Genomic DNA, 13582 nt, shown 5'->3' with positions numbered 1-13582 from the left:
GTCAGCTCCGGCTGCAGTATTAACCCAGGATTTTCTTCAAATCCTCCTCCGGTGTGCTGACAGGTGAAATCTGGAAATTATCTACCAGATAGTTTAACACATTTTCAGACACAAAGGCAGGTAAAGTTGGTCCCAGATAGATATTTTTAATTCCCAGATGCAGAAGTGTCAGCAGAATACTCACAGCCTTCTGTTCGTACCAGGAAAGCACCAGGGTCAAAGGCAGATCATTGACACCACAGTTGAACGCTTCTGCAAGTGCAATGGCTACCTTGACAGCGCCGAATGCGTCGTTGCATTGTCCCATATCCATCAGCCTTGGAAGACCGCTGATCTCTCCCAGATCCAGGTCATTGAAACGGTATTTTCCACATGCCAGAGTGAGTATGACAGAGTCCTTGGGCGCTTTCTGTACAAATTCTGTATAGTAATTTCTTCCTGTCCTGGCGCCATCGCATCCTCCCACCAGGAAAAAATGGCTGATCTTCCCTGCTTTCACAGCCTCTACCACCTGATCTGCGGCGCCTAAAATGGTGTTGTGGCCAAATCCTGTAGTCAGAGTGCTGCCCCCGTTGATCCCCGTGAATGTCTTCTCCTCTGAAAAACCGCCCAGAGAAACAGCTTTTTCAATGACAGCAGAGAAGTCTTTGTCCTCCCCTATATGCACCATACCCGGATAGCTGACAACACCTGTGGTAAATACCCGGTCACTGTAGCTGTCTTTTGGGGGCATAATACAATTTGTAGTAAAAAGAACCGGTGCAGGAAGCTGTGCAAATTCTTTCTGCTGATTCTGCCATGCAGTACCGAAATTTCCTTTCAAATGCGCATACCTTCTAAGCTCGGGATAAGCATGGGCGGGTAGCATCTCTCCGTGTGTATAGATGTTGATGCCTCTGCCTTCTGTCTGCTCAAGCAGCAGCTTTAAATCTCTCAGATCATGGCCTGAAATGACGATAAACGGGCCTTTTTCCACCTTCATCTCCACTTTTGCCGGCGCAGGAATTCCATAAGTTTCTGTGTTCGCCTTGTCCAGCAGTTCCATGCATTTAAGGTTTACGGCTCCTTCCTCCATGACCAGAGGAAGCAGATTTTCCATATCCCTGTCCTCACCAATAGCTGCCATTCCTTTATAGAAAAAGGCATTGACCTGTTCGTCCGTATATCCCAAAACCATGGCGTGACAGGCATAAGCCGCTGTCCCCCTCAGCCCGAAAAGCAGAAGGGATTTCAGGGAACGGATATCCTCCTCATCTTCCCAGAGTTTCTTCATAGAATAGTCCGTTGTGCGCCCGCAGGGTTCCTGGCAGGATATACAGCCGGGAATATATTTTTCTTTTTCCTGATGTACTGCCTCGATCTGCTTTTTCAGTGACTCATCGTCAAAATTCACATTTGTCAGAGTTGCAAAAAGGCTTTCCATCATCAGACGGTCTGTCTCCGGCTCCGTCTTGTCCTCCCCCACTGCATGGGCAAGTCCGATCAAAGCACCTGTCAGTTCATCCTGAAGCTTGGCTGTCGTATCCTGCTTTCCGCACACTCCTCTGGCTCCTCTGCATCCGCTGCACCCTGCAGTCTGTTCACACTGAAAACAAAACATTTTTTCTTCCATAATTTTTTCCTCTCTTTCTGTGCGGCACATCTCCTGTGCCATGTTTTTTAACAGAATACGGAACGTTTCCGCAGTCTTCTGTTATTTTCCCAGTAAGTCTCCCTGCGTTGTCACTGTCTCCACCTGAAGAGGTATTTCTTTTCCTGACTTTTGCAAAGCAGTCTTTACTGCGCGCTCGATTCCGCCGCAGCATGGTACCTCCATGCGCACCACCGTCACACTTTTTATATCATTCAGCGCCAGAATTTCGGCAAGCTTGGCGGAATAATCCACACTGTCCAGCTTCGGACATCCGATAAGCACTGCCCTGTCCTTCACAAACTTCTGATAAAATCCCGCATAGGCATAGGCTGTACAGTCCGCAGCGATCAGCAGATCCGCCTTTTTAAAAAAGGATGCTGCGGGAGATACCAGCTTTATCTGCACCGGCCAGGGACGGGAGCCGCTGTCCTCAAAGGCTATGGCCCCCGTGGGACAGACCGGAAGACAGTCTCCGATTCCGTCACATAAATCTTTTTTGAAAAGCTTTGCTTTGCCGTTTACCATGCCTATGGCACCTTCGTGACAGGCACCAACGCACAGTCCGCAGCCGCTGCATTTGCTCTCATCTATCTGAACCAGTTTTCTTGCCATTGCAATTCCTCCTCTGTCCTTGTCTTTTCATGGATACTATACTATAATGAGAGAAAGCATTCTGTTGTAGGTACAACAAATAAGAAAGGATTCTAACATTTATGTGCACATTTCCCATAAAAGATTTAATTCATTCCCCATTATTCAGGGGAATCACTGAGGATGAACTTACTGCTATGCTGGACTGCCTATCAGGGCATATACGTGAATATAAGAAAGACTCCTCTATCTTCCGGTGGGGCGACCGGATCACCCAGATTGGACTTATCCTGAAAGGCAATGTCCACATAGTCAGGGAAAGCTATTGGGGAAAAGAATCACTTTTGGCCAGACTTGGGCCGGGGGATTTGTTCGGTGAAACGTACGCCTGTGTTCCTCAGGCTGTGTTTGACGGGACAGCGCTTGCCGCTGCTGATACGGAGATCCTGTTTCTGGATCTGAAGCGCGTTCTGACTTCCTGTTCCTCAGCCTGCCGTTTTCATACCAGACTGATCCAGAATCTGCTGGGGGTACTTGCGGAAAAGAATCTTCATTTTTCCAGAAAAATAGACTGCCTGACACCTCATACGATCCGCGCCAAGCTGTTAGAGTTTTTTTCCCAGCAGATGAGACTTCAAGGCTCCAAGTATTTTACCATTCCTTTTAATAGGCAGCAGTTGGCTGACTATCTGTCTGTTGACAGAAGCTCCATGACGGTTGAACTGTATAAAATGAAGGACGAGGGACTCATTGACTTCCATAAAAATAACTTTACCGTCTGTTGATTTCTTCTGTTAATAAAATGTGTATCCCGTAAGAAACGTGTATACCATAAGAAACATGTGCCCCATAAGCCGGGCTTTTGCTGCATAGGAGAGATCAGGATACTTTCCTCCACCAAAGAAAGGCTGTCATAAAATGAAAATTTTCATCTTATGACAGCCTTTCTGCTATGTACTTAAATACGCCTCAAAAAAGAGCGCGCAGCCTGCAAAAAGCATTTTTACACACTTTCTAATCAAGCCAGCACTGGTTTTCCCCAATTTTGCTAAGGAATATACGTCCTCTGTCCTTCTCTTCCTTTGCCTGATGGTATTTGAACAGCATATTGCCGTCCTCCATCTCTCCCAGAATCTCAATCTTGCCTGTCACATGGGAGAGAACATACCGGAAACATTTGCCCTGGCCGCTCTGCATCTGCTTTGCCGCCTCCACGATACGATACGCCTGATGAAGGGGTACCTGGAACTGGCTGTGTACACCGGTCACAGGCCTGCACTGGAATACATAGTAGGGGATGATCCCCATAGCTGTAGTTTCCTGCAGAAGTTTCCCGAGAACTTCCGGTTTGTCATTTACACCTTTCAGCAGCACGATCTGGTTTTTCACTATGATCCCGGCCCGCATCAGTGTTTGCACCGCTTCTCTGGCCTCTGGGGTCAGTTCCCTTGGATGGTTGAACTGAGTGACTACATAAATCTGTTTTTTCCTGCCGTATTCCGTGAGCATGTCCACCAGCTCAGGATCTGTGGTGATCCTCTGGGGAAGCACTACCGGCGTCCTGGTGCCAAAGCGGATCAGGTCCAAATGTTTGATCCCGGAAAATTCCTCCAGATACTTTCTTATAGTCTGATTGCTGTTGAGAAACGCGTCACCACCGGACACGAGCACATTATTGATCTCCTCATGTTCCCTCACGTACTGGGCCATGTCACTGATATACTCCGCGATCTCATCGCCTGACAGACCCACAAGGCGCTTACGGAAACAGTGGCGGCAGTACATAGCACACTGGTTTGTAGATAAGATCAGCACAGTGGCATTATACTTATGCTGCATTCCTGTCATGACTGTATTGTCATGCTCACCGCTGGTATCCATTTCGCCCCCGGCTTTCAGCTCCGCATCTGCCGGGATGCAGAGTTTCCTCACAGGATCCTCAGGATCATTTTCATCCACCAGAGACAAATAATAAGGATTCACAAACATGGGAAACATATCCTGGATCTTACAAAGAGCAGGGAGTTCCTCCTCTGTTATATGCAGACGCGCTGCAAGCTCCCTGACATCCTTGTATCCGTTTTTCAATAACTCTTTCCATTCTGTCATAATCATGTCTCCCCTTTCATCTTCCTGGCAGCCGAATGCTGCCTTTTTTTCACACTGTAAACACTGCATAAAAGTATTGTACTAAATTTCTTTTGAGATTTCATCTATTTTCTTTTATTTTTTATGCAATATTTACAAAATGTTTATATTTTGGTGCATGATTATGACAAAAACACAGTTTTTCCCGGTTTACGGTCTCTTCCAGACCATGATACGTTCTCCGTGAAGGTCTCTGCGCCCGGTAAACTGAAAACCGGCCTTCTGATACATACCGGCAGCCGCATGGTTTCCCTCGATAACACTCAGGTAGATTTTCTTCCTGCGGTATTCCTCCGTGAGACGTTTTAAAAGCATCTGTAATGCTGCTTTTCCATACCCTTTTCCCTGATGTCTCTTATCGATCAACAGCCTGTCCATCCACACTCGCCCTGCGGGAAAATACTCCCAGAAGAAGCCATACATGGCAAATCCCACCAGCTCTTCCCCGTGATAGATCCCTACAGGCCTCCAACTTTTCCTTTGGTCCGCTTCCTCCAGGCACTGCTGCACACTTTCAATAAAATGCTCCTGTTCTTTTCCAACTTTCAACTTCAGAACCTCTGCTCTGTTCTCTTCTGTCACCGGTTTAAAAGTTATATTCATACAGATACATCTCCAGTCTGAATCTCTGCCCGCCGGGACTTATGAGCAGTTCACGGCAGTCCAGGCGCTCAAAATCCTGGCTCTCATAAAATTTATAATTACAGGTATTGTCAGTAAAGACATAGACCCTTTCCGCCCCTTTTGCCCGGAAATAACCTCTGAGCTGTCCCCACAGCTCTTTTCCCACGCCGCAGCCTCTGACAGATTTGGCAACAGCAAAAAAGACCACCTCGCCGTCAAATTTCTTTTTGCAGCTTTCCAGCATCTCTTTGTCCGTTTTCTCGAATCCCCTGAATTGTTTTCCCACTTTCCTTCCGTCTCCGGACAGCATCAGCCTCAGACCGTTGAAAAAACTGCTTATATGCGCCCCCGGATTCATTTTCCTGTCTTTTTCGCACTCTCCGATAATAATGCCCACGACCCTGTCCCTGCAGACAGCAACTCTGGCAAAGGTGTTCTGTGTCAGACATCCTCTTAAGTATACTTTTGCCATCTGCTTTGCAGTGGAGGGCTTTTTACATATATTGTCATAGTTCCATGTGTCCCTGATGATTTTTTCAACATAGGGATAATCCTTTTTCTCCAGATCCCTGTAGGTTACATTCAGCTTTCTCTGTTTCATCTTTCCACCTCATTCAATGCCGCATACATGCCCTGGCAGCAGCGGCTTTCTGCTGTCATATCACGTATCATTGTAAACTATACAGTAACTGTAATGTCAAGAAACAAACTATGAAAAAACAGTAACTATTCAGAAACCATAAGCAGCGCAAAAACGAGTCCGGCATGCCGGACTCGCCTGTCAGAGCACAGCTCCGGCGATATAAACACCGTGCACCATGCCGCTGTTAAACTTTTTCTCAGGAACAATAGATATTCAGTGCATCGCGGAAGAATTCTGCCGCTCCGTCCTGAACCTTATCATAGTAAGCTTTAAACCTCTGGTCTGCCACATACATCTCACCCATACCTCTGTGGGCTTCTCTCGTATATGCACCGTCACCCCAAAACATGCAGAGCCACTGCCTGTGAAGGCCGCAGGCCTTCTGCGCCAGCTCTCCTGCCGGGTCACCAATCTCCATGGCCGCCTTCAGGGTATTCAGTATTTCCCGGCTCAGCTCCTCCTGTTTTGTCCAGTCTTCCTGACTCATTCCTGCCAGCCTCCTGTTGGATGCCTCTACAGCGTCCTCTCCATAGGCTTCGCGCACCTCCCTGCCGTATTTCTCTTCATTTTCTTTTATCAGATCACGCTTAAATCCTTCAAACTTTTCCTTATCACTCATCATAGTTCTTCCTTTCATAGATTCCAGAGTCTTCCTGACATTTGATATGAGGATCTCTGTCTGTCTTTTTTTCTGCAGAAGGACTGTAAGATGGTCCTCCAGAGCCTTTTCCCTGTCAAATCCGGGATTTTTTATAATCTCCCGGATTTCCTCCAGCGGCAGGCCCAGCTCTCGGTAAAACAGGATCTGCTGCAGCAGATCTACCTGCATCTGCCCGTAGATGCGGTAGCCGTTTGGATTTACCCGTTCGGGCCTGAGTAATCCAATCTCGTCGTAATACCTGAGTGTGCGCTTGCTGACCCCGGATATCTGTGCCAGCCGGTTCACTGTATATTCCATCTCTCCACCTCCTTCACTTGAAAGGATAAGGGTTTACGCTGCGTGAATGTCAATACTTTTTCAGAAGATATTTTTTCTTTTGTTTTCCAAGTCTTTTACTATAGTTTTATGCCTTTTATCCAGGTCAAAAAACATGGCTGCCAAAATCCCCAGTGCGGAAAGGAACACAGGGATCCAGAAAACATTTCCCCTGATGGCTGACAGCGCTTTTGCAGACTGCGCCCCACCGGCCGCATACCCGCCTGCGCCTAAAACAACAGAGGAAATAATGGGGGCAAAGGCAATTCCCAGCTTATTGGTACACATCATAACAGAAGTCATGATTCCCTGGGGGCGTTCCCCTGTCAGGTACTCCACCTCATCCATGGTGTCAGAGCATGCGGAATACAAAGGCCCTGTGCAGAGATTCGATGCCACGCCGCAGAGAAAGTTAAATACCACCTGACCCGCCACATTACTGCCGGAGACCGCCATGCCCAGTATGGAAAGTATCATGCCCAGACTTCCCAGCACCATGCATTTCCTGTTTCCCACCCGGTCCAGTACCTGTCCGATAAATGGTGAACTGACCAGCATAGAAATAGGCGACATAGCCAGAAGCAGCGTTGCCAACTGTTCATTTTCCAGCACATATTTGGCATAATACACGATACCGGATGTCCGCAGTGTAAGCGCGCATGTGATAAGCAGTGCCACTGCGCAGAGAGCTGTCCAGGAACGGCTCCTGAGCGCATAGCGCAGCTCATCCCTGACTTTTACCTTGTCAGACTGTACCGTTATGCGCTCCCGGCACTGGACTGTACAGTTCATAAGGAGCACTGCGCTTAATACCGCGAATATAAGTCCCGTAAAGATATACCCTCTCTTTCCGCCTCCCAGAACTGCCACAAGAGGAAGCGTGCAGGCATTGGATATCATGGTTCCCACACCAATGCCCATGAGCTTATAGTTATTGATGCTTCTCCTCTGCTTCACATTTCCCGTCATGATGGACAGAAGTGTTCCGTAGGCTGTGTTATTCACTGCATACAAGACACAAAAGGTCAGATATGTAAAGAATGCATAGGCAGTCTTTGCCGGCGCAGATACATCCGGCACTGCAAACATCAGAAAGAAAAACAACATAAGCGGAATGGTGGTGGCATACAGAAAGGGTTTCGTTCTGCCAAACCGGGAGTGTACTTTATCAATAGCCACTCCTGTTGCCAGATTGGCAAACGCCTCAATGATCCTGGCCGCACCCAGAATAAGACCTACTGCTGCCACAGAAATACCCACTGTGTCCGTGTAATAATAAGACAGATATGCCGAAGTAACCCCAAAGGTAACGCAGTTGGCAACATCACCGCCCCCGAAACTCAGCTTTTCCATTGTCGTAAGCTGTTTTTTTATCATGATTGAATCCCCCGTATCATTTCATTAAGGCTATTCTATAATTTATCTGATACATATTCAATCTATAAATCAAAAAAAGTCCCCTGCCGGCGTTAATCGGCAGAGGACTGCAAAATAATGGAAGGAACTGCAGAATATTTTAGGAGCTTAGAATTTTCAGGCCTATGTCAGGCCTTGTGGTCACTCCCCAGAACATTTACTATTTTGTGTGCTACCAGATTTTTGACATTGGCTCTTCCTGCTTTCAGATATTCCCTGGGGTCAAAGGCAGAGGGCTTCTGCGCAAGTACCTGGCGGACACCGGCTGTCATGGCAAGGCGCAGATCTGAATCAATGTTTATTTTGCACACAGCGGATTTTGCAGCCCGGCGCAGCATATCTTCCGGGATGCCTATGGCGTCAGCCAGCTCTCCTCCATTTTGCTGTATGATCTTCACATACTCCTGGGAAACACTGGATGCCCCGTGGAGGACAATGGGGAAATCCGGAAGACGGTTTGTGATCTCCTCCAGGATATCAAAACGAAGCTGCGGTTTCTGGCCCGGTTTGAACTTGAAAGCACCGTGGCTGGTTCCGATGGCGATAGCCAGGGAATCCACACCTGTGCGCTCCACAAACTCCTGCACTTCATCTGGATGGGTGTACATGGCGTCAGAGGCATCTACTTTTACGTCATCCTCCATCCCTGCCAGTTTACCCAGCTCGCCCTCTACAACCACACCTTTTTCGTGGGCGTATTCCACCACCTGTCTGGTGATCTCCACATTTTTATCAAAATCATACTGTGAGCCGTCAATCATAACGGAGGTAAATCCACCGTCAATGCAGGCCTTACAGGTTGCAAAATCAGGGCCATGGTCCAGATGAAGGGCCATGGGAATATCATTTTCTATGAGAGCTGCCTCCACCAGTTTTACCAGATATGTATGATTGGCGTATGCCCTGGCTCCTTTGGACACCTGGAGGATGACCGGTGAGCACAGCTCTCCCGCCGCCTCTGTGATCCCCTGCACGATTTCCATGTTGTTTACATTGAAAGCGCCGATGGCATAGCCGCCCTCATAGGCTTTCTGAAACATTTCCTTTGTTGTCACTAATCCCATAATAAAATTCTCCTTCTCCTATTTTCTATAGACAAACAGCGGCAGGCCGTCTTCATCTGCAGGCACCTGCACATTTCCTTTTACAAGAGGTTTTGCATATGTCAGAAACTCTTCTCCCAAATCCGTCCCGTCACCAGTGATCCAGGACAGGGGAACTGTCTTTTCTTGATTGCAGATAAGGTCCACATCCTCCAGAGCGCAGGAGAGGCTATATGGGGAATCACTTGTTCTGACAAAGGAGATCATTTTGCCTGTTTCCCCGTCAAGAGCTGCCTGTACACCGTATCTGCCCGCCATGACAGCCTCCTGCTGGTCCGCAGCCGAGAGCATGGAGGCGGAACAGCGCTGGCTTACATTTAATTCCACAGAGCGTGCTTTCACACCCAGTCTTCCTCGGACCAGGCGTTCCAGGTATTTCCCGCAGCCTGCCAGCATTTTGTGGCCGAAGCTGTCCAGTCCCGCTTCACTGTCGTATTCACATACAAATACGCCGTCCTTGTCCCGGATTCCCTCTGAGACGCATACCACAACCGCATTGTTCACCGAAAAGCATTCCTCCACCTTTCTCAGAAATGCTTCCTGATCAAAAGGAACTTCCGGGAGATAGACCAGCAGGGGATTGTCTCCCTTAAATTTTCTTGCCAGTACCCCTGCGGCAGTCAGCCAGCCCGCATGACGTCCCATGATCTCCACGATCGTCACAGATCTGCTGTCATAGACACCTGCGTCAACGGCAATCTCCCGCACAGTAGATGCCACATATCTGGCAGCGCTGCCAAATCCCGGCGTATGGTCTGTGAGGACAAGGTCATTGTCAATGGTCTTTGGTTCTCCCAGAACCACGATGCTGCTCCCCGTCTTTTTCCCATACCGCGACAGCTTACTCACCGTATCCATGGAATCATTTCCGCCGATATAGAGAAAATACCCGATTTTCATTTCCTCAAACTTTTCAAAAAGCGTTCTGTACACCGGGTCCTCTAAATCCTCCGGTAGTTTATATCTGCAGGAACCCAGATAGGCTCCGGGGGTGGTCAGAAGACCTTTCAGTTCATCTCCCGGGAGTGCCTCATGGAAATCCAGAACTCTGCCCTTTAAAAATCCTTCGATTCCATTTATCATACCAAAGCATTTCCCTATTTTCTCCGGGTGCAGCCTGGCCTCTGCCGCTGCACCGTAAAGACTGCTGTTGATAACAGCCGTCGGCCCTCCTGACTGGCCGACCAGTATATTTTTTAACTCCATGATCAGAATACCTCCATTATGACAGCCTGACTGCTCAGGTTCTGTCCCCTTCTATTAAATCTATTCGCCTCTGGTGACGCTCTGCCCCTGAAAACTCTGTATGAAGGAAGGTATCAACAATCTTCACTGCCAGACCGGCGCCTACCACCCTGCCGCCCAGAGCCAGTACATTTGCATTGTTGTGCTGCCTGGTGGCCTCTGCGCAAAAGCAGTCTGTACACAGCGCTGCCCTGATGCCCGGCACCTTGTTTGCCGCTATGGAAATACCGATTCCTGTTCCGCAGATCAGAATTCCTTTTTCACAGGTTCCGTTTTTAATGGCATCTGTCACTTTTCTTGCATAGACAGGATAATCCACTGCCTTCCTGCCCTCACATCCCAAATCTAAATAGTCTATCTTCTCGTCTTTCAGGTATTTTATGATCTCTAGTTTCAGGTCATATCCGCCATGGTCACATGCGATCGCTATCATGGGCCTCCTCCTTCTGCTCATTACATATTAGAATATAAAAATACCCTGTCCACTCACCGGCGCGTTTGAAACTCAAATACACTCCGGGCAATGAATGGACAGGGCATTGGTCAAATGGCTGTAAGTGGAATTTGAACGAGGCTATTCTTCCGTATCCGTAAAAGGAATATCAGCAAAATATGTTTTTCTTACAGCCGTATTCAGATTGTCTGTTACTTTATTCGCCATCATCTCATAGATTTTCTGGTGTGCTTCAAATAATTCCCGGCCTCTTCCAGTTTTGATCATGGTCTCCACTGTCTTCATCCTCATAGCATAGGTCAGCACACGCACCACCTGGTTGATTTTATTTACCAGGGGATTTTTTCCCATATCTGATATGGTATTATGGAATTCATTGTCAGCCAGGAAAGCGTTCTCCACGTTCTCCGGCCCTTTCTCTATCTCTTTCTCCATGCGGTTCAGCTTCTCTTTGAGTACATGCAGATCTTCCTCCTGGATCTTCTGCATGGCGAGCTGCATTACACCAACCTCGATCAGTTCCCGCAGTTCCATAAGATTTTCATATGAATCCTCTTTGTCCAAAATAATACCGTAAATCATTGGGTCGATCATGCTCTCAGAAAATCCTTCGCAGACAAAGGTCCCCTCTGCCCGCCTGATCTCAAGCACTCCCAGATATACCAGAATCTTAATGGCCTCCCGGATGGAATTCCTTCCGACTCCCATACTCTCCGCCAGCTCTGCCTCTGTGGGAATCTTATCCCCGGGGCGCAATTCCCTGTTGAGCATGGCCTCTGTCAGCGCGTTGATCACCTGCTGCACTACCGATTCACTGTTTACTTTCTTTAAATAACTGATGTTCTGCATTCCGCTCACCCCTTTATCGGTTTATCCTACAACCAACATACTACCATAAAAATCGAATTTTGTCTATTACGGCCGGATAAAATAAGGGGTATGACTGCTGTCAAATGACAGGGCAGCCGCAAAATATGCATTTTCAGGTTAATCCATATGAGAACCGCCGTTGATATCAATTTCTTCGCCTGTTATATAGGAGGCTTCCTTAGATGCCAGGAAAACAATCGTATTTGCCACTTCCTGTGTCTCACCCGGACGTCCCATGGGGATTCCCTCAATAATTTTGTCTGCATCTTCCTTGGGAAGAGATTTCCATATTTCTGTGTTGATAAGGCCGGGGCAGACACTGTTCACTGTGACGCCTTCCGCGGAGATCTCTCTGGAGAGATTTTTAGAGAATGCCAGTACCGCCGCTTTGGATGCTGAATAGTGGGCACCGCCGAACACACCGCCGCCTCTCTTGCCGGAGACCGAAGATAAGTTTACGATCCTTCCGTATTTCTGACTGCGCATTACCTTCATGCACTTCTGTGTGCAGAGGAACAGGCCGAACATGTTGACTTCAAAAATCTTTCTCATATCTGCCAGTGTCATATCCTCAACTGTTACCTTCTGGGAAATGCCTGCATTATTTACCAGCACATCAATTCTGCCGTAAGCGTTCATGATGTCATCCACCATTTTCTGTACAGAGGCCTCGTCAGTGACATTGACAGTCACACCCATGGCTTCCCCGCCTTCTGCCTTGATCTCATTTACCGTGTCCTGTACACCTGCTTCATTCATATCAGCGATCACGACCGCTGCTTTCTGCTTTGCGAAGGTCTTGGCAATGGTCTTGCCGATTCCTTTTGGTGAGCCGCTTCCTGTTACGATCACTACCTGTCCGTCAAAATCAAACATTTTCTTTATCCTCCTGAAATTTTTATTTCCTGCTATAACCCTTTCTGCCCAGGTCTCTATTTTACTAACGCTTTTGCCGTGTTCACGATATTCTCCACTGTGATCCCGTTCATCTCCAGCAGTCTCTCATAAGGTGCTGACTGGCCGAACTGATCCTGGATACCGATACGTTTTACTATACATCTGCCTGTCTCTGCTGCCACTTCGCTGACTGCGCTGCCCAGGCCGTTCATGATGTTGTGGTCCTCCACAGTGATGATCCTGCCTGTCTCGTTCACGCACTCGGTCACTGCGTCCACGTCCAGAGGTTTGATCGTATGCATATCGTACAATTTCACGGACACTCCCTGTGCTTCAAGCTGCTCCGCTGCCTTTAAAGCGATAGAAACCGTATCTCCGTTGGCAATGATGGAAACGTCTTTTCCATCTTTTAACTTGTTGGCTTTGCCAATCTCAAATTCAGCATCTTCCGGGTAGATGACCGGAATCGCATCCCTTGTAAAACGCAGATATACAGGTCCGTCATATTCTGCCGCTGCTTTCACCAGCTTTTTCGCCGCATGATAATCTGCCGGCATAAGAACCGTCATGTTGGGGATGGTGCGCAGAACTCCCATGTCCTCAATACTCTGATGGCTTGCTCCGTCATTTGCCGGGGTAACGCCGCCGTGGGAGCAGGCAATCTTCACATTTAATTTGGGATAACAGATCTCCTGGCGGATCATCTCGCACATTCTCAGAGAGCCGAATACAGCGTAGGTCACTACAAACGGAATCTTTCCGCAGGTTGCAAGTCCGGCTGCAACACCGGCCGCGTTCTGCTCTGCAATGCCCACATTCAGGTATTGTTTCGGAAGCTGTTTGCGGAACTCCACTGTCTTACAGGATTTTCCTATATCAACGTCCACTACATATATATCATTGTCCAGTTTGCCCAGCTTTACAATCTCTTCACCAAAGCCGTCTCTGGTGGCTTTCTTTACTTCACTCATATTCTTATCCT

The 13582-nt window shown here is 47.9% G+C and carries 14 protein-coding genes; 1 reads left to right on the top strand and 13 read right to left on the bottom strand.

Annotation, left to right across the window (positions count from 1 at the left end; genetic code table 11):
• Nucleotides 1–19: 19 nt before the first annotated feature.
• A complete protein-coding gene (gene hcp / locus BLCOC_RS02055; RefSeq protein ID WP_174717637.1) occupies nt 20–1612 on the bottom strand; it encodes a hydroxylamine reductase in 1593 nt (530 codons plus the stop codon).
• 81 nt (nt 1613–1693) lie between these two features.
• A complete protein-coding gene (locus BLCOC_RS02050; RefSeq protein ID WP_115624216.1) occupies nt 1694–2245 on the bottom strand; it encodes an ATP-binding protein in 552 nt (183 codons plus the stop codon).
• Nucleotides 2246–2421: 176 nt separating this feature from the next.
• On the opposite strand from BLCOC_RS02050, the gene BLCOC_RS02045 reads away from it, so the two are divergent.
• On the top strand, nt 2422–3009 hold the full coding sequence (locus BLCOC_RS02045; protein ID WP_227225498.1) for a Crp/Fnr family transcriptional regulator: 588 nt from the start codon (nt 2422–2424) through the stop codon (nt 3007–3009).
• Between the two features lie 229 nt (nt 3010–3238).
• Here the strand turns inward: BLCOC_RS02045 and BLCOC_RS02040 are convergent, their stop codons facing one another.
• From BLCOC_RS02040 to BLCOC_RS01990, 11 genes are all read right to left on the bottom strand, one after another.
• Nucleotides 3239–4333, bottom strand: a complete 1095-nt coding sequence (locus tag BLCOC_RS02040) for a KamA family radical SAM protein (protein ID WP_115625523.1) — start codon at nt 4331–4333, stop codon at nt 3239–3241.
• Between the two features lie 189 nt (nt 4334–4522).
• Nucleotides 4523–4975, bottom strand: a complete 453-nt coding sequence (locus tag BLCOC_RS02035) for a GNAT family N-acetyltransferase (protein WP_018594632.1) — start codon at nt 4973–4975, stop codon at nt 4523–4525.
• Complete coding sequence (locus tag BLCOC_RS02030) at nt 4959–5597, bottom strand: GNAT family N-acetyltransferase (RefSeq protein WP_115624215.1); 639 nt, start codon at nt 5595–5597, stop codon at nt 4959–4961. Before BLCOC_RS02030 ends, BLCOC_RS02035 begins: the two co-directional genes overlap by 17 nt.
• Before the next feature lie 238 nt (nt 5598–5835).
• Nucleotides 5836–6597, bottom strand: coding sequence for a MerR family transcriptional regulator (locus BLCOC_RS02025; protein WP_115624214.1), 762 nt, complete (start codon nt 6595–6597; stop codon nt 5836–5838).
• A 60-nt stretch (nt 6598–6657) separates the two neighbouring features.
• Complete coding sequence (locus BLCOC_RS02020; RefSeq protein ID WP_115624213.1) at nt 6658–7992, bottom strand: MFS transporter; 1335 nt, start codon at nt 7990–7992, stop codon at nt 6658–6660.
• A 167-nt stretch (nt 7993–8159) separates the two neighbouring features.
• Nucleotides 8160–9095, bottom strand: coding sequence for a class II fructose-1,6-bisphosphate aldolase (fba, locus tag BLCOC_RS02015; protein ID WP_115624212.1), 936 nt, complete (start codon nt 9093–9095; stop codon nt 8160–8162).
• Between the two features lie 18 nt (nt 9096–9113).
• The gene (locus BLCOC_RS02010; RefSeq protein ID WP_115624211.1) at nt 9114–10340 is read right to left on the bottom strand and encodes a 6-phosphofructokinase; all 1227 of its coding nucleotides are present in this window, start codon (nt 10338–10340) and stop codon (nt 9114–9116) included.
• A 34-nt stretch (nt 10341–10374) separates the two neighbouring features.
• Entirely contained in the window at nt 10375–10812 is a 438-nt protein-coding gene (gene rpiB / locus BLCOC_RS02005) for a ribose 5-phosphate isomerase B (RefSeq protein ID WP_115624210.1), read from the bottom strand.
• A gap of 141 nt (nt 10813–10953) precedes the next feature.
• Nucleotides 10954–11682 (bottom strand): FadR/GntR family transcriptional regulator, encoded by a 729-nt coding sequence (locus tag BLCOC_RS02000; RefSeq protein WP_018594638.1) that lies wholly within the window; start codon nt 11680–11682, stop codon nt 10954–10956.
• 138 nt (nt 11683–11820) lie between these two features.
• Nucleotides 11821–12579 carry an SDR family NAD(P)-dependent oxidoreductase gene (locus tag BLCOC_RS01995; RefSeq protein ID WP_115624209.1) on the bottom strand — a complete coding sequence of 253 codons (759 nt, stop codon included), beginning with the start codon at nt 12577–12579 and terminating at the stop codon, nt 11821–11823.
• Between the two features lie 56 nt (nt 12580–12635).
• Nucleotides 12636–13571: a transketolase family protein gene (locus tag BLCOC_RS01990; protein ID WP_115624208.1), complete on the bottom strand. Its 936-nt coding sequence runs from the start codon at nt 13569–13571 to the stop codon at nt 12636–12638.
• Nucleotides 13572–13582: the final 11 nt, after the last annotated feature.

The sequence above is a fragment of the Blautia coccoides genome (genome assembly GCF_034355335.1).
Classification (GTDB): Bacteria; Bacillota; Clostridia; order Lachnospirales; family Lachnospiraceae; genus Blautia; species Blautia producta.
Note: the sequence above shows the minus strand (reverse complement) of the source record. Positions and strands in the feature narration are given on the sequence as shown.

Excerpts from the sequence above, each read along its gene's own strand:
- BLCOC_RS02030 (WP_115624215.1), bottom strand. The coding sequence starts at position 5,597 with ATGAAACAGAGAAAGCTGAATGTAACCTACAGGGATCTGGAGAAAAAG.
- BLCOC_RS02010 (WP_115624211.1), bottom strand. The coding sequence starts at position 10,340 with ATGGAGTTAAAAAATATACTGGTCGGCCAGTCAGGAGGGCCGACGGCT.
- BLCOC_RS01995 (WP_115624209.1), bottom strand. The coding sequence starts at position 12,579 with ATGTTTGATTTTGACGGACAGGTAGTGATCGTAACAGGAAGCGGCTCA.
- rpiB (WP_115624210.1), bottom strand. The coding sequence starts at position 10,812 with ATGATAGCGATCGCATGTGACCATGGCGGATATGACCTGAAACTAGAG.
- BLCOC_RS02040 (WP_115625523.1), bottom strand. The coding sequence starts at position 4,333 with ATGACAGAATGGAAAGAGTTATTGAAAAACGGATACAAGGATGTCAGG.
- BLCOC_RS01990 (WP_115624208.1), bottom strand. The coding sequence starts at position 13,571 with ATGAGTGAAGTAAAGAAAGCCACCAGAGACGGCTTTGGTGAAGAGATT.
- BLCOC_RS02025 (WP_115624214.1), bottom strand. The coding sequence starts at position 6,597 with ATGGAATATACAGTGAACCGGCTGGCACAGATATCCGGGGTCAGCAAG.
- BLCOC_RS02020 (WP_115624213.1), bottom strand. The coding sequence starts at position 7,992 with ATGATAAAAAAACAGCTTACGACAATGGAAAAGCTGAGTTTCGGGGGC.
- fba (WP_115624212.1), bottom strand. The coding sequence starts at position 9,095 with ATGGGATTAGTGACAACAAAGGAAATGTTTCAGAAAGCCTATGAGGGC.
- BLCOC_RS02050 (WP_115624216.1), bottom strand. The coding sequence starts at position 2,245 with ATGGCAAGAAAACTGGTTCAGATAGATGAGAGCAAATGCAGCGGCTGC.
- hcp (WP_174717637.1), bottom strand. The coding sequence starts at position 1,612 with ATGGAAGAAAAAATGTTTTGTTTTCAGTGTGAACAGACTGCAGGGTGC.
- BLCOC_RS02035 (WP_018594632.1), bottom strand. The coding sequence starts at position 4,975 with ATGAATATAACTTTTAAACCGGTGACAGAAGAGAACAGAGCAGAGGTT.
- BLCOC_RS02045 (WP_227225498.1), top strand. The coding sequence starts at position 2,422 with ATGCTGGACTGCCTATCAGGGCATATACGTGAATATAAGAAAGACTCC.
- BLCOC_RS02000 (WP_018594638.1), bottom strand. The coding sequence starts at position 11,682 with ATGCAGAACATCAGTTATTTAAAGAAAGTAAACAGTGAATCGGTAGTG.